14 protein-coding genes and 1 pseudogene are annotated in these 20,135 nt (G+C 47.0%); 3 read left to right on the forward strand and 12 right to left on the reverse strand.

Annotated features, from left to right (window positions below; all coding sequences use genetic code 11):
• The 3 genes and pseudogenes from H164_RS15630 to H164_RS0113255 all read left to right on the forward strand — a co-directional run.
• Window positions 1-74: pseudogene (locus H164_RS15630) on the forward strand (tyrosine-type recombinase/integrase); the annotation flags it as partial.
• Between the two features lie 25 nt (window positions 75-99).
• Window positions 100-564: a DUF1896 domain-containing protein gene (locus H164_RS0113250; protein WP_019969071.1), complete on the forward strand. Its 465-nt coding sequence runs from the start codon at window positions 100-102 to the stop codon at window positions 562-564.
• 139 nt (window positions 565-703) lie between these two features.
• The gene (locus H164_RS0113255) at window positions 704-1,051 is read left to right on the forward strand and encodes a hypothetical protein (RefSeq protein ID WP_019969072.1); all 348 of its coding nucleotides are present in this window, start codon (window positions 704-706) and stop codon (window positions 1,049-1,051) included.
• A gap of 402 nt (window positions 1,052-1,453) precedes the next feature.
• On the opposite strand, the gene H164_RS0113260 is transcribed toward H164_RS0113255, so the two are convergent.
• The 12 genes from H164_RS0113260 to H164_RS0113325 all read right to left on the reverse strand — a co-directional run.
• Window positions 1,454-2,653 carry a hypothetical protein gene (locus H164_RS0113260; RefSeq protein WP_019969073.1) on the reverse strand — a complete coding sequence of 400 codons (1,200 nt, stop codon included), beginning with the start codon at window positions 2,651-2,653 and terminating at the stop codon, window positions 1,454-1,456.
• 513 nt (window positions 2,654-3,166) lie between these two features.
• Window positions 3,167-3,580: a tRNA (adenosine(37)-N6)-threonylcarbamoyltransferase complex ATPase subunit type 1 TsaE gene (tsaE, locus tag H164_RS0113265; protein WP_025830347.1), complete on the reverse strand. Its 414-nt coding sequence runs from the start codon at window positions 3,578-3,580 to the stop codon at window positions 3,167-3,169.
• Between the two features lie 64 nt (window positions 3,581-3,644).
• On the reverse strand, window positions 3,645-5,204 hold the full coding sequence (gene porX, locus H164_RS0113270; RefSeq protein ID WP_019969075.1) for a T9SS response regulator signal transducer PorX: 1,560 nt from the start codon (window positions 5,202-5,204) through the stop codon (window positions 3,645-3,647).
• A 2-nt stretch (window positions 5,205-5,206) separates the two neighbouring features.
• The gene (gene porW / locus H164_RS0113275; protein WP_019969076.1) at window positions 5,207-8,266 is read right to left on the reverse strand and encodes a type IX secretion system periplasmic lipoprotein PorW/SprE; all 3,060 of its coding nucleotides are present in this window, start codon (window positions 8,264-8,266) and stop codon (window positions 5,207-5,209) included.
• Complete coding sequence (locus tag H164_RS0113280; RefSeq protein ID WP_008566209.1) at window positions 8,263-9,054, reverse strand: metal ABC transporter permease; 792 nt, start codon at window positions 9,052-9,054, stop codon at window positions 8,263-8,265. The genes porW and H164_RS0113280 overlap by 4 nt, the downstream gene beginning before the upstream one ends.
• Entirely contained in the window at window positions 9,035-9,436 is a 402-nt protein-coding gene (locus H164_RS0113285; protein ID WP_025830346.1) for a hypothetical protein, read from the reverse strand. The genes H164_RS0113280 and H164_RS0113285 overlap by 20 nt, the downstream gene beginning before the upstream one ends.
• A complete protein-coding gene (locus H164_RS0113290) occupies window positions 9,433-10,671 on the reverse strand; it encodes a 3-phosphoshikimate 1-carboxyvinyltransferase (RefSeq protein ID WP_019969078.1) in 1,239 nt (412 codons plus the stop codon). Before H164_RS0113290 ends, H164_RS0113285 begins: the two co-directional genes overlap by 4 nt.
• A gap of 552 nt (window positions 10,672-11,223) precedes the next feature.
• Complete coding sequence (locus H164_RS0113305; RefSeq protein ID WP_019969081.1) at window positions 11,224-13,323, reverse strand: galactose-1-epimerase; 2,100 nt, start codon at window positions 13,321-13,323, stop codon at window positions 11,224-11,226.
• The gene (locus H164_RS0113310; protein ID WP_025830345.1) at window positions 13,323-17,279 is read right to left on the reverse strand and encodes a two-component regulator propeller domain-containing protein; all 3,957 of its coding nucleotides are present in this window, start codon (window positions 17,277-17,279) and stop codon (window positions 13,323-13,325) included. The genes H164_RS0113305 and H164_RS0113310 overlap by 1 nt, the downstream gene beginning before the upstream one ends.
• 54 nt (window positions 17,280-17,333) lie before the next feature.
• Complete coding sequence (locus H164_RS0113315) at window positions 17,334-19,328, reverse strand: hypothetical protein (RefSeq protein ID WP_019969083.1); 1,995 nt, start codon at window positions 19,326-19,328, stop codon at window positions 17,334-17,336.
• Between the two features lie 95 nt (window positions 19,329-19,423).
• Window positions 19,424-19,609, reverse strand: a complete 186-nt coding sequence (locus H164_RS0113320) for a hypothetical protein (protein WP_019969084.1) — start codon at window positions 19,607-19,609, stop codon at window positions 19,424-19,426.
• Between the two features lie 260 nt (window positions 19,610-19,869).
• Window positions 19,870-20,135: transposase (locus H164_RS0113325; protein ID WP_019969085.1), on the reverse strand; the 266-nt coding region annotated here is incomplete at its 5' end.

Below are 20,135 nucleotides of genomic sequence, written 5' to 3' on the forward strand. Positions count from 1 at the left end.
TAGAACACGATATGGAACAGTTGGCTGGCAAGTTAGACAAGTTCAATGTTGCTATGGGCATCAACTCAAAATAATGTACAACCCTAAACCAAGAAGATTATGACAACTAAGAAAGAACTATCCTACTTCCGTCTGAAGTTAGAGAACTACCTCAGTGAGCATTTCCCCGAAATGCTGAGTGACAAACCATTCATAACGGCAAGAGCCGACGAAGCTCTTACCACCTACTGCGATGCAGTGGCACAAGGCTTCTCGCATCTCGAAGCTGAGAGTATGGCAAGCGAAGTTCTGTATCAAGGACTGCATTTCTCCAAGTACGACACGCTTGTGTCTGTCTTAGAGGATGAGTTCGAGAAAGAACTTCCTTCTCCTCTTCCTGAAAGACTAGCACCAATGCTTCTGAAGAATAAGGCTGTGCAAAGCGTTTTCGACAAGTATGAACTGACAGACGACTTTGGGGCGAGTCCTGAGTACGATAAACTCTACACCGAACTGACAGGAACAATCGTTCTGCTCATTGAGGTTAATGGTCTGCCAACTGTCGATAGTGAGAACATGACTTGATGTAATACCATCGGAAGCTTTTGTAGTGTCAAGAGCCAAGATAAACGCTCCGCTCCACATGCCAAGAGTTTATACTAACACTTGTCTTTGTGTAGCCTGCGCATCTTGTTATTGCTCTTGAACTATTAAAAGCTCCGATATGAATACAATCATCATGAATCAAGATGTCCACACACCTGCCTTCATCAAGGCAGACGCATCGAACAAAACCGATAATATCAAGCAGCAGCCGACTTCTCCCAAGCAAGTCCGTCGCTTCGGTTGGACACGCTTCATCGAACTCGCTATCCTGCTTTCCATCGTTATCGGTGTCATTTGGCTTATCTCGAAGATGGTAACACCGCAAGTCGTAACTGCCGTCTCTGTCATTGCAGGTTTTCTGATACTACGCTTTATAATCAGGGTAATTCTAAAAGTGACAATTACGCTGCTGAGCATTCTCTTCTGGCTGGCAATTCTCTGTGCCATCTTGCTATGCGTGCTTTGAGAAGCACAGTTCAGTAAAACTTTCCATTTGATTTCATCAGGTGGTTATCTCGCATATTGAGATAGCCACCTTTTCTATTTTCCACTACGAGCGTTGCACTTTTGCTTCTTTTCCAATGCTCCACGATATGCGATGACAAGGAGACGGATGCTGTTCCCTTTTTATCCGCAAAGGTAGTACGGGGCTTGTGGCTTTTTTCGAGCTAAGCTCTCAACAACTCGTCAAAAGGTCTGTGCCGCTTGGTTTGTCTGGAAAATCTCCACACCTACGGGTTGTATTTTCCGCCAAAACCTTGTGTAAGCCCACCCCGCTACCTCTATTTTGCTACAAAAAGGAATCAGCATACTCATATAAGCCAAAACTTGACAAGTGGAATGTACAGTTTCGATATTCCCTATTCCATCATTCGTCACCTCCGGGAGGATTCAACTCTAATCCTTCCTGCTCTATCTCATCCATCATTTTAGGACTGCTGATGCCGAAGAATTTATGTGCACGTGCATACCGGTAGATTTTCTCGCAGTTGGTCATTATTACATAGGTGATAGAGGTTCGGGGCCAATCGGCTGAAGGAATATAATCTGCATATTTGTTACGCATTTTATATTCAGAATTTGCAAGATAACAAAACATTCGTGCTTTTTGTTCCAGATTAAATTGTGCGGCATTCATACCATCTTCATCCTGTAATACCTGATACACATAGATTAAGAACTTCTCATTATAATAAGCACTGTTCTTGCCTGTTGTGTTTTTCTCGATGGTTGCTATCAGTTCCGGATGCACAATAAGGTTATTCCCTTTCCCTTTATCAAATATATAACAAAGGAAAGCAAAAGGATAATCCTTTTCTTTATTAAAGAACCACTGGTTCAGTTCTGGACTACCAAAATAAGAATATCCTGTTAATAAATCATCTAACATTCGGGCACTATTGTAGTAATCGCCAATTTCATCAGCCTCTCCCACATATCGAGACTGCTCTAACTGCTTCAACGCACCTGTATCATTATAAATCAAGAACTTGTTTAATAATAAAATTTGTTTCAAGGTTGTGTTCTTGAGTTTAATCGTATTGCCGTCAACAGAGATTAAATCCCTGAGAAGCCAATTATAGGTTATGAAGCCTTTATCTTCGATGGCGAAAAAGGAAGAGGCAAAATCGAAACCCTCTCCATGACTAATGTTTACAAATGTTGATGTAGCACTTGTTCCAAGGTCATACCCAAAAACTTGTTTGACTCTTTTGGCAAACAGTTCTTTTGAAGGTTTTTTAAACCCATGGGCATATAGATAATGTTCCACTAAAGGAATCGTTAATAAGAAATCTTCACGAGTTGGAATATACCTTGGCTTAGATTGATCATCACGGAAATCGCCACCAAACCATGCATTCTCCTGTAATTTTATATGTTTTAACAAGGTTCCTCTATCAATGCCCATTTCTTTTAATCTTTCCATACTGATTATACTATCATATTGAATGTGTGTTGTTTTATGTGATTCCATAGCAACTATGTTCACACGTTTTGAATTTCCTGTACACTGAACAAACATAATTGTCAGTGCAAATAAAGGAACTAATCCTAATAATTTTTTCATATCTTTATTTCTTTGAATAATGTACTGCAAAAGTATAAAAATAACATCGAACGGGATTGTGTCGGTTGTGTAATTTCAACTGTAAAAAGTCAACCAGCAAGTGTAATAATTCTTTTGTCAGTAACGGTACTTATATCTGTGCATTTTGGAATATACTGCCTGAGAGTTTGTTGGTGCTCCCGATAGTTTCTTTCTGCCATAAAGAGTATGTATTCATGATGAGACCTCTGTGAACCATTTATTACAAGTTGGAAATGACAGATGACCTATGCTTGGAACACATCAAGTCCGAATACCTTCATTCACCGTTATTCATGACTTTGCCGTTCAACTATATATAACTCGCAGGGAAGAATTCCAATACGGCCACGAAAACGATGAAGGCTTTCAAGGTCATCACCATATTAGGATTTCTTCCAAACTCTTTTATTAATTGAGAAGTTCCCTACTTTACTCTATTCGCCGCTCTCTTTAGGGATGGAAGGAGTGAACTTTTGGGAGACGGGAAAGGCTTCAGAGACTTTCAATCACCCGACTCCCGTCTTCCTGTTCCGTGATGCTCACGCGCATTGCGTCATCGGGCAAGATGTCTTCGATGAGTTCGGGCCATTCAAGCAGGCAGAGATTGCCGCCATAGAAATAATCCTCGTAGCCCATGTCATAGACTTCGTCAAGCCGCTTGATGCGATAGAAATCGAAATGATAGACCGGGGCGCCATTCCCCGCCGTATATTCGTTGACGAGGGCGAAAGTGGGCGACGTGATGACGTCTTCAACGCCCAGTTCCTCACAAATCGCCTTGATAAAAGTGGTCTTTCCGGCCCCCATTTTCCCATAGAAAGCGACGACCTTGCTTGTTCCCATGCCGGCCAAGAACGCTTTGGCAGCCTCACGAATGTTGTCTAAAGATGTTATTCTTATTTTCATGTTGTTTGACGCCTCCCCCATTGCCTTGCCACGACTTGGAAAAGGACTGCTATTTGGTTGATATTCATTTTGTTTTTATTGCCTTTCCGCGCATCGTACCTATCGGGATGAGCATCTCTTCCATGGAGATGCCGCCATGCTGAAAGGTGTCTTTGTAGTAGGACACGTAGTAGTTGTAGTTATTGGGGTAGGCAAAGAAGGCGTTCCCCGTTGCAAAGACATACGAAGAACTAAGGTTAGGCGCAGGCAGATGGGCTTTGTGCGGGTCGCGGATTTCAAATACTTGGCGTGCATCATACGTCAGATTCTTGCCCAACTTATAGCGCAGGTTAGTATTCGTGTTGCGGTCTCCGATGATTTTCAGGGGACGGTTGGTACGTATGCAGCCATGGTCTGTGGTGACGACCACCTTGCAGTCCGTGGCACTCAAGATGCGGAACAGTTCGGATATCTCCGAATGCCTCAGCCAGCTTTGCGTGATGCTGCGATAGGCACTTTCGTTATTGGCCAACTCACGCATCATGCGCGACTCTGTCCGTGTATGTGAGAGCATGTCGATGAAGTTGACGACCACCACGTTGAGATCGTAACGCAAGAGCTCGTTGAAGCGAGCCAACAGTCGCTCCATCGACTGCGAGTCGTTGATTTTATGATAGCTGAAGGTGTCGTGTCGGCGATAGCGTTGGATTTGTGTTGCAATGAGTTGCTCCTCATTAAGGTTCTTTCCTTCTTCTTCGCCTTCATCGACCCAAAGGTCTGGGAACATTTTCTGGATTTCATCGGGCATCAACCCGCTGAAGATGGCATTGCGGGCATACTGCGTGGCCGTGGGCAGAATGCTCATGTAGAGTTGCTCTTCGATGTCGAAACTGTCGGAAAGCTCGTCGGCAAGCATGCGCCATTGGTCGTATCGGAAGTTATCTATCACGATTAGGAACACACTCTCCTTTTCATTGAGAAGCGGAAAAACCTTTTGTTGAAAGAGACGGTTGCTCATCAGCGGCCGGTCGTCGCTACCTGACATCCAGTCCATATAATGTCGCTGTATGTATTTGGCGAAACCGTTATCGGCATCTTCTTTTTGCGCTTGCAACATCTCGGTCATCTGGCTGTCGGTGGTGCTCAGTTCCAACTCCCACTTGACCAAACGGCGATAAACGGCAACCCAGTCGTCGAAGTTTCTGCACGTCATCATCTGCAAGGCTATGTTTTGAAAGTCTTGCCGGTAGCTGCTTTGAGTCACTTCGGTGACGATTTCGCGCTTGTGAATGTTCTTTTTCAGCGCAATAAGTATCTGATTGGGGTTGACAGGCTTGATGAGATAGTCGGCTATCTTGCTCCCGATAGCTTGGTTCATAAGGTCTTCTTCCTCGCTTTTCGTCACCATCACGACGGGAGTCGCAGGCTGAATGTCCTTGATTTTCTGCAAGGTTTCGAGCCCAGTCATGCCGGGCATCATCTCGTCGAGCAAGATAAGGTCGAACGTTTTCTCCCTACAAAGCGCGACGGCATCGGCACCATTGCTCCTTGTCGTGACGTCATAGCCTCGTTTCTCAAGAAAGATGATGTGCGCTTTCAGCAGGTCTATCTCATCATCAACCCATAATAACTTTCCATTACTCATCGTTAAAATCCTTCCAAATCATAATATTCATCGTCCAAATCGAGCGGCTTCACGGGCTTGGCCGGCGGCGTCGGTTGCTTCGGCTTGGCCGGTTTCTGCGGCTTTTCAGGCTTTCCTTTTGTCTGGGCAGGTTTATCCTGCGGCTTAGATGACCCATTTTGCGGTGTAATATCAGTCATATTAGGCGGTAAAATCATTGATTTTACCGGGTAATATTCGCTATCTTGCGAGCTCATCTTATCCATTTCGCGATCTGTTTCTTCGCCCGATGAAGGCTTCGGCTCCTGATAGGTGGGTTTTACTGGCTCGGTAAGCAGTTGGAGCGTACTGATTTTCAGTGGCGCGAAGTGCTTTTGATAGAAATGATCATAATCATCATAGCTGAATCGATGGCCTAAAAGCGGCAGATTCTGCTCGCTGACGATGAACGGGCGGGCTGCTTTCATCAGCCCCACCAGCCCATGTTGCTGATGAAGACTACGTGCATATTGCAACGCTTCGTCATAGTTCAGGAAACCTTTGATGCTCATTCGGTGCATACCCTCGGCGTCTTCAATCCGTATATCAAAGTTCCTGACGAGATAACTCGTGAAGTTATACTTTGCCAACTCAAAGAGCAGCCGGTTCTCATTGACCGAATCAGGATGGTAAACCAGCATGTAGACGAAGCCGACATTGCGTTCCGGACTTAGTTTGACTGCCTGTATCGAGTCGCTGTCATTCAGCACTTCGGAGCGCCGGCTCCATATTGTTGCCATGTCAAACCGGCCACGTTGCAACCTTCGCCCAGCCTTTATACCATTGACTATCATGCCGGCCATCTCGCTAAGCCTGCTTTCGGGATAGATGGCCACCAAGGTATTGAGGTCTTGCAGGCAGGCTTTTGCGTCGCCATCATTCAGCTTGCTCAGCCCACCGATAAATAAGAACTTGTCGCGGTTAGCCCCGTTGGGGAAACGTTTTGCAGACACTTGTGCATTGCCTAACACCTCTTGATAGCGTTCGTTCTTGAAAGCGTCGTAGGAAGCCGTGTAAAGTGAGTCCTCTATGTGCTCGCCCCAACGTGCATTCTCACGATAATAAGGGTCGGTGAGCAGGGCCGTCCACTTGCTGTCGGGGTATTCTTTCTTCAATCGATGGATATAAGTCTCGGCCTGTTCCGGTTCGTTCTTACGCGCATAAAGCAGGTAAAGATGATAATAAGCCTCGTCTCTCTGCGCATAATCGGGGAAGTCACGGACGAGTCTCAACAATGCTTGCTCGCTCAAAGCGAGGTTGTCCAACCTATCTTTGAAGATAATGCCACTGTGGAAGAGCCCGTCGGCAAGCTGCTTGTTGCTTTCTTGCAGCTGTTCCGCTGTCAGCGGAATCTGTTTCAGATAATATTCCCTGCGATACACTGATGCACTGTCGGGTCTTCGCAGGTCGTTACCGGTCAGATCTTCCGCTTTCGAAAGGGAGTCCGGCTGGTCTTGCGCTTTGTCGGTAGCCGTCAGAAGCACCGTTTTATTGATGCGTTGCCAGTTATCGACGTTGTCGCGTCTTCCCCAAAGGCGAAGGAAGGTTTCCTTTCCGCGTGCCACGACCATGGGATTATAGAAATACCATGTATTCTGTTGCCCATTCTTGCCGGGTTGTAGTCCGGCATTCGGAAGGCTCGCCCCTCCGCTTTGCACGGGAGTATCGCTCCCTTTGGCAAGAGAGAGCCGGTCGTTTTGTTCTTTCTTCTCCTTCTTTTTCAAAGCGACAATCACACGGTCGATGGCAGCATTGCGTTCCTTTTCGCTCATTCTTGCCAGCCGTTGCAAGGAGTCTTGCAGCTCAACGGCATCGGTATAAGGCACAAGCGCCTCGAGCACCTGTTGTCTTTCCGAGAGTCGACGATAGTCTTTCCGGTCTTTGTCCAGCAATCCGATGGCCACATCATAGCATCGCTTGGCATCGCCAAAGCGGTTTCGTTGCCAATACAAGTCGCCGAGCTTCAACAGCAAGACACCTTTCTCGATGCCGTTGCGTGTGGCCCGCTCGTTGCCCTGCTCATATGCGCCGATGGCACGAAGCGTATCCCGCTGCGACAGATAGATGTTGCCAATGGCATAGTAGACTTGGTCAAGATACTCCTTGTTATTATCCGAAGAAGCCATGCGTTTCAGCTTGGCAATCATTTGCTTTTGCTTTCCTCCGGCCATCACTTCGGTCATGGCCACACGGGCGTTGAACGCAAGCGCATAGTTCGGGTTCAGTTTTGTCACGTGCTTATAGGCCTTATAGGCCTCAGCGTTCCGACCGGTTTCAGCAAGCAACTGCCCCAACAGAAACCACTCGCGTGCCTTTTGCTTGCGCCGTATCTCATGACCGATGACCTTTTGCAGATAAGGGATAGCCTGCTGATAGTCGCCCGTGTGTATATAATAATCCGCATACGTGTAGTCCCATTCCTTTTGTGCGCTCCAATAGATCGAGTCGCGGCGCATATTGCGGATAACGTTCTCGGCCTCGTATTGCCAACCCGCCTCAATATAGCTCTTGGCCAACCAAGCTTGCGCCCGATGATAAATGGCGGGTTGGGTAGCATAGAGGCGACTCATATAAGAAAAGGTGGAGACTGCCTCTTCGAAGTTGCCCTCATGGAACTGTGACCGCCCCATTAACATCCAAACTTTCCACATGAATGGGTTATATTCCTTGCGGTTCAGCCACTCAATGTCTTCTGCCGTCTTCCGCCGGTTCTTGTCCCACACGGGGCGACGCCTGATGCTATACAGCTTGATGGCCTTCTCGCATTTCTCTATGGCGCGGTCGAAGTTTGCCTTTCCCAGCTCGCGATTCTCCTTATTGCCCACCGTGTAAAGCGGAATCAGCTCGGTGAAGTTGTCTTTATTCCCATTCTCTCGCTCCAACGAAGCGTCGATATAAGCTACCGAACCGTTATAATAGACGTTATAGCGCGTGTTGAATGCACGCCACCACCTTGTATTGGCCGTGTTCAGCCGACTCGAACAGCCGAGAAGCATTGTCATCACGACCAAGAACGAAAGGAGATAGGGGGCAACGTGTTTCATTTTCTGACGGACAGCTTGGCAACAACATAGCCGATGATGCTCACAAAGATGATCGAAGCACCCGATGGGACATCGAGCCAATAGCTCATGGCAAGCCCAAACAGGCAGTCTACCCACCCAATGAGCACGGAGAGAAGCATCATTCGCTTGTAAGTGAACGTGAAAAGATTAGCGGTCATCTGCGGAATGGTGAGCAGACTGATGGCCAAAACGATGCCCACCATACGCAGAGTTGACACGATGGTCAGGGCAACGAGAGCCATCATGCCGTATTCTATCCACCGGACAGGAAGCCCTTGTGACTCGGCAAACGTTCGATCGAAGGCCACACTGAGGATTTCCCTATAAAAGACCGTGATGCAAACTGCCACGATCACGCATAGTACGGCCAACAGCCAGAGGTCGAGACTGCCTATGGTTAGGATACTACCAAAGAGGAACGACGGCAAATCGGGCATGAAACCGGGTGTCAGGAAACAGCAGATGATGCCCACACTCATGCCGAATGTCCAAAACACGGCAATGGCGGAGTCTTCACGAACATTGCGACGCGCCATCCATTCTACGCCGAAAGCACTCAACACAGCAAATATCATGGCCGAGAACACAGGATTTACGCCCAAAAGAACGCCCAAACCGATACCCCCGAACGACGCATGCGTGATGCCGCCGCTAATGAACACCAACCGACGCGTCACGATATACGTGCCCACGATGCCGCAGACGATGGCGGCAAGCAGCGAACCCAGCAGTGCGTTCTGAAAGAAACTATAATGCAGAATATCCATCATCGGCCAATGCTATAAAGTCATCTTTGATTTGATCGGGCATGTTGATGCCACGCAGAATGAGACTTCGGTTCCAACCTTTCACTTCGTCGGGGCGCATCGTCTGCATTACTTCGGCAAACGCTTCGGCCTCACTGTCGGTATATCCGTCCGACGGGCGACCTCGGAAGCGGTCGAGCTCTTCGTCGTCATAATATTCAATCTCCTTCGTGGCCGCCTCCATCATGCACTCTTGCTCGCACCGTTCGTTCTCGCCCGTGCAAGTGGAACATGAGTCCTGCAGGACGACGGGCGTTTCTTCCTCGTCCCGCTTCCGACCGAGCAGCGTCGCCAGCCCTGTTATCAGGCCCAAGGCAAGGAGTGCAAAGACGAGATACATCATAATGTAAAGCCGGCTAGTCGGAGGTCGCGCCAAAAGTCGGGATAAGACTTCGACACCACTTCCGGATTATTCACACGCAGGCCCGGAAGCTTCAGTGCCGCGGGGGCAAAGGCCATGGCCATGCGGTGGTCTTCGTGGGTATCGATAGCCTCACCGGTAGGTTCGCAGCGTTCACCGTCCCAATAGAGTTCGCTGTCGTTGGCGTCGTGTATCATATAGCCCAGCTTACGCAGCTCCGTCTTCAGGGCTTCAATGCGGTCGGTCTCCTTGATCTTCAGACTTGCAAGCCCTTTGAAATGGAACTTAATGCCCATCAGCGCACAGCAAACCACAAGCGTCTGTGCCAAATCGGGCGCCCCCGTGAAGTCGTATTCCAGCCGAGGCAGCATGCACGGCCGGCGATGCAATGTCACCGTGGTGGGCACGCCGGGCTCGGTCGTCTCGAACGTCGTCTTCACGCCCAAGAGCGAGAAGATATATTTCACCACCGAGTCGCCCTGCCTCGAGCCGTCCATCAGTCCCGTCAGGCGAACCGTAGCCTCAGCATCGTCGCTCAAGGCCATGATTTCATACCAATAGCTGGCCGCGCTCCAATCACTTTCAATGATGTAAGGGCGCGCCACATAAGGCTTCGCCAGCACGTTGATTGTGTCCACGTCCGACCACTCGGCCACGGCCCCGAAGTCGCGCATCATGCACAGCGTCAAGTCGATGTAAGGCCGCGAGATGATGGTGTCGGTCAGCTTCAGTTCCAGTCCATTCGAAAGCGTAGGCGCAATCAGCAGCAGGGCCGAGATGAACTGCGAACTCACGTTGCCCGGCATTTCGAGCCGTCCGCCCTCCAACTTACGCCCCCTGATGCGCAAGGGAGGATAACCCTCTTCGCCTTCATAGCGGATATCGGCGCCCAGATAGCGCAGGGCGTCGACCAAGACGCCTATCGGACGATGCTTCATGCGTTCAGTTCCCGTGATCACATGCTCGTCTTCGCCCACCGAGAGATAAGCCGTCATAAAGCGCATCGCCGTCCCGGCCGCTTTCACGTTGATGGTTTCGGGCATCTTTTCCAACGCTTCCACGATAACTTCCGTGTCGTCACAGTCGCTCAGATTGAGCGGCATCACCTGTTGCCTGGCCAATGCATGGATAATCAATGCGCGGTTACTGATGCTCTTGCCGGCAGGCAGTTCGATGGTGGTGTCGATGCGGTGTGGTCCTTCAATCGTATATGTCATGTTGCGAATGATACCTTGATTTGTACATGATGCAAAAGTACAAACAAAAAACGGAAAACCCAATAAAAGCGCGTGATAATCATCATAACCTACAGTCTGTCGCTCTTCAATCTCAGCCGTTTTACCTTGTAATCTCAGTCATTTTGCCGTTCAATATGGCTGAGATTGCCGTGTAAAATGGCTGAGATTGGGAACCCAAATAAACGCCCTTGCGGGAGAGGTGAAATTTCTTTGCGGGAAGAAATAAATTTTCTCCCGTATGAAAATAAATTTCTTTGCGGGAGAAAAAATATTTTCTTGCGGGAGAAAATAAATTTATATACGGGAAGAAATAAAGTTCCATACGGTTGAAACTAAAGTTTCATGCGGTTGAAAATAAATTTTCTTGCGGGAAGAAATAAAATTATATACGGGAGAAAATTTACGGGCTTGCGGGAGAAAAATTATTTCCATGCGTATAGAAACAAATCGATATAGCCGTCCCTTGAAAGGCCCGCTTACTTGAAAGTTATATAAAGTTTAACCCCAATCTGCCATTAGAAGAACCTTTGGTTACCGCACAGAAAATCTGTACACGCAATGACTGTGGTATCTTTTACCAGGTTCGAGCCATGTACTTGGCCATTCGGGATGGTTAGGGCTGTCGGGATAATGCTGCGTTTCCATGCATACGGCCGAATGTTTGGGGTAACGATAGCCATGCTTACCGGCAAAGGAAGCATCAAGAAAGTTACCTGTGTAAACCTGTATGCCCGGTTCGTTGGTAAACACTTGCAGCATAATCCCCGTTTTGGGGCTATACAGCGAGGCCGCCACCGTGCTTTCATCAGGTTGTCCGTTGTGCCAAGTGTTCAAACACCAGTTATGATCAAAACCATGTGCATTGCGCGTCATGGCAAAACGTTGGTTATTGATGTCTTTGCTCAATGGTGTAGGCTTGCGGAAATCCATGGGCGTACCAGCAACTTTCAGCATTTGACCTGTAGGCATATAGGTTGTGTCGGCAGGCGTATAGCGGTCGGCATTGATATAAAGCTGTTGGTTTTCGCAGTGTTGTGAGGGAGTGCCATTGAGATTGAAGTACGAGTGGTTGGTCATGTTGATAACCGTTTTCTTGTCTGTTGTAGCCTCGTATCTAATGTCAATGGCGTTGTCGGCCGTGAGTGTATAACGCACAGTGGCACGCACAGTGCCGGGAAAACCATTGTCGCCATCGGGCGAAACAAGGCTCATCTCTACTGTTGAGTCGTTAAGTTGCTTGCCATCGTACACCTGATACTGCCAACCCGTAAAGCCTCCGTGCAGACAATGCCCATAATTGTTGCGAGGCAGCTGCACTGTTTTGCCGTCTACAACAATGCGTCCTTGGTTAATTCGGTTGGCATAACGCCCGATGGCTGCACCGAAATCCGACCCGAAATGCTGATAATCGGCATATTGAGCAATATTATCATAGCCTAAAACGACATCGCGCAATGTGCCACGCCTGTCGGGAACCATGATTGAAACGATGCGCGCTCCAAAGTTTGTCAGGCATACCTCCATGCCCTTACTGTTAGATAGCGTATAGAGATGAGTGCGTTTACCATTGATATTGGCCTCGAAATCATTGGGATACAGTCCTGAACGCGTAGCTACACCACGGTTATCAGACTTTATCACAGGAACTATTTTATTCTTCTGAGAGTCTTTTTCCATCATCACTGAAGGCCAACCGTCAGTCCAAACTATACGGCTAAGCCATACCACCCGACCTGCATCAGGGTCGGATGCCTTAAAACCATGATAAAACATGTAGTCTTTGCCAGCGTCATCGGTAATCAGCCCAGCATTATGTCCCGGCCCCAACACACTATCGTCTTTATCCAGCAATATGTTGTAATGGTTGTCAAGCAGACGCTGGCCGGCTTTGTCTACATATGGCCCAAAAAGACTTTTAGAGCGGCCAATGGTTATCCGGTATGTGCTGCGAGCCCCTTCACAACATGTTCCTGTCGACCCGAAGAGGTAATAATACCCCCCACGCCGTCTGATGTAAGTTGCCTCCATAAACGTTCCAGCAACCTTACGTGGCTTAGCGCCCTGCTTTACATGCAAGCCATCGGCACTCAATTCTACACCATAAATGCCATGAAACGAACCGAAGAAAAGGTATTTCTTACCCCCGTCTTCGATATAAAAGGGATCGATACAGTTTTGAATGCCAATCTGCTTGCTTGTAAACATGCACCCGCGATCGACAAAGGGACCGGCAGGACTATTGCTCACAGCAACGCCAATACCAGCATCCCATTCCCCGCCCCATACCGATTTAGAATAGTATAGATGGTATTTGCCGCCAACGCGCTGAATGTCGGGAGCCCAAATACCGCCTTTCGGCAGCCATTTGGGACGCGAATTGTCGGTAAAGGCCGTGCCCACCAGCTTCCAATCAACAAGGTTAGCCGAGTGGTATATGGGCACGTTGCGCGTATCTTCTGTGGCATAAAGATAGTATGTGCCGTCTTCGGCGCGTATCACTGTAGGATCGGGTGCACTCATGTCTATCACAGGGTTGCTGTAAGTTGCTGTTTGTGCTAACGACAACTGAGGTAACAGCGACAGCCATGCGAGCAATACCGCTGTAAGGATTGTTTTTGCTAAATGTTTCATTATTCTTTATTAAATTCTTTGGGCAAAATACCAAACTGTTCATAGAAGCATTTGGTGAAATAACTCGGACTGGAAAATCCCACGCTGTAACATACTTCGTTCACTTTCTTGTCGCCTACTTTAAGCATTTCAGCAGCCGCTTTAAGTCTTTCTATACGTATATAGTTGTTGGGCGACTGATCTAATGTGCCACGTACCTTGCGGTTAAGACTCGTGCGACTCATGTTCATCTCGGCCGCCAAGAGGTCTACATTAAAGTCGCTGTTACTTATGTTGCGCATAACGGCCGCCTTTAACCTTTCCAAGAACTCGGCATCGGCAGGACTGATAGAGGCAGATGATGCCGAAACAAATGGCGAAGTAGCATACATCTTTTTTATTTCCTCGCGTTGCCGTAACAGATTTTGCACAGTTTGTGAAAGGAAATCCATGGAGAAAGGCTTCACAATGTACGCATCTGCACCACTTTCCATTCCCTCCATCTTACCTCGTTCTGAAGTAACAGCCGTCAATATGATTACAGGAATATGCGAAAGGTCGACATTGTACTTGATACGACGACATAATTCCATACCGTCCATGGGTTCCATCATCACGTCAGTAACCACAAGGTTAACATTGTTACGCTCCATTTGCAGTAAAGCCTCTTCGCCGTCGGTAGCTGTAACGATGTTGTATTCTTTTTCCAAGCACCGCTTTTCGTACTCCAGCATCTGCACGTTATCCTCTACAAGCAGCAGCGTGTACGGCTTGGTCTGCGCCTCTTGCGTGGTTGTGAGTTCTATTTTTGCAGGTGTTACGTCCCCTATTCCATTGCCTCCTAACCTTACGGGCACTTCTTGCACCAAGGGCAAGGTAAGCTCAAACACATTCATATCCGCCTCATCGCCCATACGCAAATGACCATTGTGCAGTTCGGCCAGTGAACGAGCGAGAGCTAAACCAATGCCCGTGCCCGATGTAGAGTGTTCGGCAGTGTCGATATGGAAGAAAGGCTCGAATATCTTTTCGCGCAAATCCATAGGTATGATGTTGCCATCATTCGCTACAGTAAGGAAAAGTTGCGTATCGTCGGTCTTTAATGTCACCGAGATATATGATAGGCAGTACTTCACAGCGTTGTTAATCAGGTTACTTACAATCTTGGTAAAGCCCTCGTGGTCAACATAGCCATGCAAGTTGTTACCTTGCAACGATAACGTGGCATTGATATTTTTCTCACGCATTGCCGAACGGAAACGGTTATATATGTCGGTAACCAGTTTCGTAAGATTGCAATATTCGAAGTTGAGGCGTAGACCGTCTTTCTCTGTCTTGCGAAAATCTAATAGCTGATTTATCAAATCGGTAAGTCTCCGCGTATTTTCATACATGATATTGAGGTCGTCTTTGACATCATTGTCTTTTACTTTCTGCGTACTGAGAATGTTTTCCAATGGCCCTAAAATCAGTGTAAGCGGTGTGCGTATCTCGTGCGCCACGTTGGTAAAGAAGTGTATCTTGCTTTGATACAGTTCTTGTTCTTTACGCGTTTCGAAAGCCTCCATAGCCTGACGGCGACGCATTTCGGAACGGCGATTCCAATAACGCATTAGCAACCATACTAAAATACTGAGCAAAACTACATAAAACAGTTTAGCCCAGAAAGAAAACAGAAAAAACGGACGCACATCGATGTCTAACTTGTACACATTGGGGTAGGTCTTTCCATTCTGGTCTTTCATACGCACTATTAGCTGATAAGAACCGGCAGGCAAATTGGCATAAGTCATGAAGAAGTCTGCCCCCAACGGTTGCCAGTCTTTGTCGAAACCTTCAAGCTTATACTCTAACGAGCCCCAATTCTGTCTTGAATAGCTCAAGGGTACAACATGTAATCTAAAAGCGTTTTGATTGTAGGCCAATGATAACTTATGGGTAAACACGATGTTCTTTTCCAAAGGTGTATCCTTCGTGAAATTATCCACGTGTTCGTTCCCTATATATAGGTCGGTAGCAACAAGTCGGGGCACGCGCTGTTCTTTTTTAAAAGCCGAGGGTGAAAAACGTACAATACCACTAAGACTTCCAAAATAAATACGCCCACGCTTATCAATGAGTGAAGAGTTATAGTTAAACTGGTTATCGAGTAACATCGTACGGTTATTATAGGTGCGCACGTCGCCATTATGAGGATCGTAGCGTACGAAACCGGCATAACCCGAAAGCCAAAATACTCCATCGCGATCTTCCTCTATGCGGAAGAAAGTAGACGTACTGTTAAGAATTCCTTGCTGCAAGGGTTTGAAACGGTGAGTCAGAAAGTTAAACTTACACACACCTCCTCCCTGCGTTGTCACCCAAATATTTCCATTACTGTCTTCAAATATGCTCAGGGCCTTGTTTGATGTAAGTCCCGATTGGGTTGCTTTAAAGTTTTCCCATTGGCCATTATGCCGCATAAATACGCCATTGGTCTGTGTGGCTAACCACAGGTTCCCATGCGAATCAAAACTTACATCATTGATGAGCACAGGAGGGACGACCCTGTCATAGATAAAGGTCTGGGTACTGGCGTTGTAGGTACACAGACCGCGTATGGTACCAAGGCACATTACGCCCTGTGGTGAACGCGCTATACTGAAAATCGTGTTATCGTGAAGCGATCCCGGACGACCGTCAGCCTTGAATGTTTTCACAAGTCGATGGGTATGGGTATCAATGATTCGCAAGCCCGAAGCAAATGTTCCCACCCACAATTCATTATCATTTACACAAAGACCATGTATATTAGGGAATGCATTGCTATCCACAATATAGCTAAACGTTTCACTATCAGGATCCATACAGTTCAGCCCACTATCTTCTGTCCCTATCCATATCTTCCCTTGTTTGTCCATAACCATTTCGCGCACACGACGTCCATGTAATCCATTCTCACTACCTTGCGGTACGAAACGTTCAAAGATGGGATGTATGGCAGGTAGGTAGTTTAGTCCACCAAAATAAGAACCGGCCCATAAACCACCCTCACGGTCTTTATAGAGACAATAAAGCGGATTGTCTGATATGGAAAATGGATCCATGGGATTATAAGTGAAGTGCTGCGTAGCATGAGTGTCTATATTATAGACCAACATTCCCTGCTCGGTTGCCGCCCATATCTCATGATGGCTTAAAATAAGATTACGTACGAAAAGTTCCTTCCCCCCTACACTTGCAACTACAGGTTGAAAACTGTGGTGCGCAGCATCTATGAGCGAAAGTCCCTGCTTGTCGGTACCGATAGCATAACGTCCATTACCCAAGGGAAGTATAGCCGACACGATATTGTCAGCAAAGGGAGTCTTCCCATCTTGTGTGCGAAAGGGTGTGAGCGTGCGAAAAGCGTAATTGGTGGTGTATAGTCCACCTCTGAAAAGTCCGAGCCACACTGTCCCATCATCGTCAATGGACATGCCTGCAACGTTGGGATAGCCTTTCAATCGAAAGTGTGAAAGACGGTTATGGCGCAGGTCGTAACAGAAAACACCCTGTTCGTTAGCCGTGATATAAATCTTATCGCCATGACCCTTTATCACGTTCACCATGTTAGTAATACTCTCTCCATCGGCACTGCGCTTATCGAAGCGGGAGAAAGAGTCGGTAAATGGGTTATAAATCCATACGCCACAATCGGTTCCCACCCATATCCTGCCATTGGCATCCTCGAAAAGCGCATTAATATAACTACTGCCAAGACTATGTCCGTCGGGATGACTGTAATACCATTTAAATAAAGTGCCATCATAGCGATTAAGTCCTGATTTCGTACCTATCCACATCAGGCCTGTCCGATCTTGCAAGATGGCAAGCACAGTACTTTGCGACAATCCTGACTCCACGCCAATATGCCTGAACAGAATGTTGCCCCTGCCTGTCATACCGATAGACAGAAGCAATGTCATAATCATCAATCTTACTATCTTCATCTGCATAAGTTTGTTGTGTAAAGGTACGAATTTATTCAAACAAACCGAAAAACAGTCATGTTATTTCAAGAAATCCGTCGTACGATTGGGCGAATACAGTTCCCAAAGGGAGGCAATAGTCCATCCCGGAGCAAAGATGTCGTTATAAAATCCCTTGCCATTATGCCCATAATCCCACGTGGTATGCTGTACCACTTCAGGATAGAAGCCACGTTTGCCCACACCGCAAAGGTTATCTGAAACAGGTAACAACTGACTGAGTGAAGACGTAATTACATCATACATTCCTTTAAACCGCTGCTCACCTGTCTGCTGAGCTAACCAGCTAAGGATGTGGGGTAGTTCGAAAACAAATACATCTATATGGTTGTTTTCTACCGAAACGTTGCCCCACCCGCGTGTTTTCAATCCCAAATCACCCGTCAACTGTCCGGGAGCGAATGGCACATCCCACGTATAATACCATGAAAGGGCAAAGTAAGCAGCTTGCTTACATAGGTCGATATAATGTTTTCGCTCCTCTCCCTTCGTAACCATAGCCATATAATAGGTGGCTGTCACGGCGGCTATAGCAGCCTCTTTATCTTCACAATTGGCATCAAGCGTAGACGAAAAATAATCGCTCTGCGAAATGATGTTCTTCTCTACATAGCTTACTGTTCGGCGAGCAGCCTGCAGATAATTCTTGTTACCGAAATATTTCCACCCCATCACCAATGCAGAAGTTGCCGAAGGGGTACTGCCTCCCGACGTATCGACATCCGTTCCATCAGACTTAAACTTGCGGGCAAAGTGCCCATCGTCTTTTATTAAACCTACGAAATTGTCAAGGAGGGCACGTATACGTTGCTCCCACTCTACATGACGACGACCATGGCGCTTTTCATATTTCAGATAATGAAGCACAGCATAAACAGCTTCGCTTTGCTGACGAATGGAATGGATGCTCTCTTGAGGGAAGCCATCACGGAAGTTTACAAAATCATGCAGATATCCACTATTTCCAAATCCGTTGCTTAGGAAACTGTCAAAGATGGCCTGCCCCATACTAACTAATTTCTTATCTTTTGTTTCGACACCATATTCTATCTCATTGAAAGCATTGAGCAGTACACGCCCGCAAAAACCTATCTGCATCTCTGCTGCAGGCATACAGTCATTAACACGAAGCGAGAGCCCGGAATTGAATTTTATCGGATAACTGTCTACAAATGAATACCGGAAGTAATCGCTAAGGGCAGCCTTCACCTCTGCACCTGTATAGGAACTTTTCAAAGGCTGAGGCCGCATGTGGTCGTAGCTGTATTGCCACACTTGCGTAACGAAGTTTCCAAAATCCTTGGCCTTATAGCGGTGTATGCGCCAGCGCAGAACCTGCTGCTCTCCCTTGTCTAATTCAGCAAAAGTCGTTATGGGATCTGAGAGTGTCAGCTTGCGGATATACCGCTTGGGAGTTTCCTTGTAAGGATAGCCAAACTTTAAGGCTACCGTACTGCCATCACCGTCAAATCCGGCATAGCCTACGGTCGTGCGTCCAGGAAGGATTACCTCACCCGTGGTCAGCTGCACTTGTACATCACGAGACGCATCCAACACGCGCAATACAGATATGCCATTCTCACTGCGAGGATTGAAAACGCTTGTTAATGGCGTAGACATGCGGTCTTCTCTAAAATTCCAATGTTTGCTGGTTCTAAAAGAAGGTGCTTCTTGGGGTGAGCGCATATTGCGATGATACCAAAAGCCAGGCATGTAAAACTCAGCTTCTTTAGATGACAGTTCTGTATTGAGACTGAGATCTATGTGGAAAAACACCTTCTCACGTGCAGAGAGAGTTACCGTCAGCAATTCGTCGTCACCGTCTTTCGTCATTGAAGGCACTACGTTCAACGGTCCGCTGTCCTTCCAACTCTGGCCTTGTTGTTTCAATAGGCTCGTTTCAGACGGATTACCCGGCGTTTTTAAGCTGAGTGATATTGCTAAGTCCTGTGCTTGCAATGGGCATACATACGCTATGAATGCCCATCCCAGCAGAATGACTTTTATTCGTTTCATTGTTAACTTTGTTGTTTTATACTGTGAATATCGTCAATAATCCCCTGTTCGGGATAAGATAAATAAAATTCCATTACATGGCTTTGTAATTTTGTTTAAGCATCTATTTTCCTGCCTCCAAGGGGTTGGAAAGTCATTTTTTTCAGTTTTTTGTTCATCCAAGGGGTTGGAAAGCTGTTTTTCCCAATTTTTTGTTCATCCAAGGGGTTGGAAAGCTGTTTTTCCCAATTTTTTGTTCGTCCGAGGCCTCGGAAAGCCATTTTTTTCAATTTCTTGCTCATCCGAGGGGTCGGAAAGCTGTTTTTTTCAATTTCTTGCTCATCCGAGGGGTCGGAAAGCTATTTTTTTCAGTTTTCTGCTCATCCGAGGCCTCGGAAAGCTGTTTTTTCCAGTTTTCTGCTCGTCCGAGGGGTCGGAAAGCTGTTTTTTTTAGTTTTCTGCTCATCCGAGGCCTCGGACGATCCTTTTTTTATTTTTTACCTCCGCCATTCCATCGGAACTTAATTCTTAAGCCGAATTCATGGTAAGTAACTGTTCAAAATTAAGCGACATGTTTAGAGAAGTTTATACGCAATCCTTTTCCTATATCCGCCAAAGCTCTATTGGTTGTATAGAACAGCATGTCAGAAGTTATATAATCCTGTGGTCTCATCCACTTGCCTTTGAGTATGCGCCACAGTGTCTCGGCAATGTTCAACTGTGGCGAGTATGGTGGCAGATAGAAAAGGAAGAGTCCCCTTTGTTCCCATATAGGACGAAGTTCCCTGATTTTCTTGTTTCGATGGACAGAAGCATTGTCGAGGACGA

This window comes from Segatella maculosa DSM 19339 = JCM 15638, assembly GCF_000382385.1.
Taxonomy (GTDB): Bacteria; Bacteroidota; Bacteroidia; order Bacteroidales; family Bacteroidaceae; genus Prevotella; species Prevotella maculosa.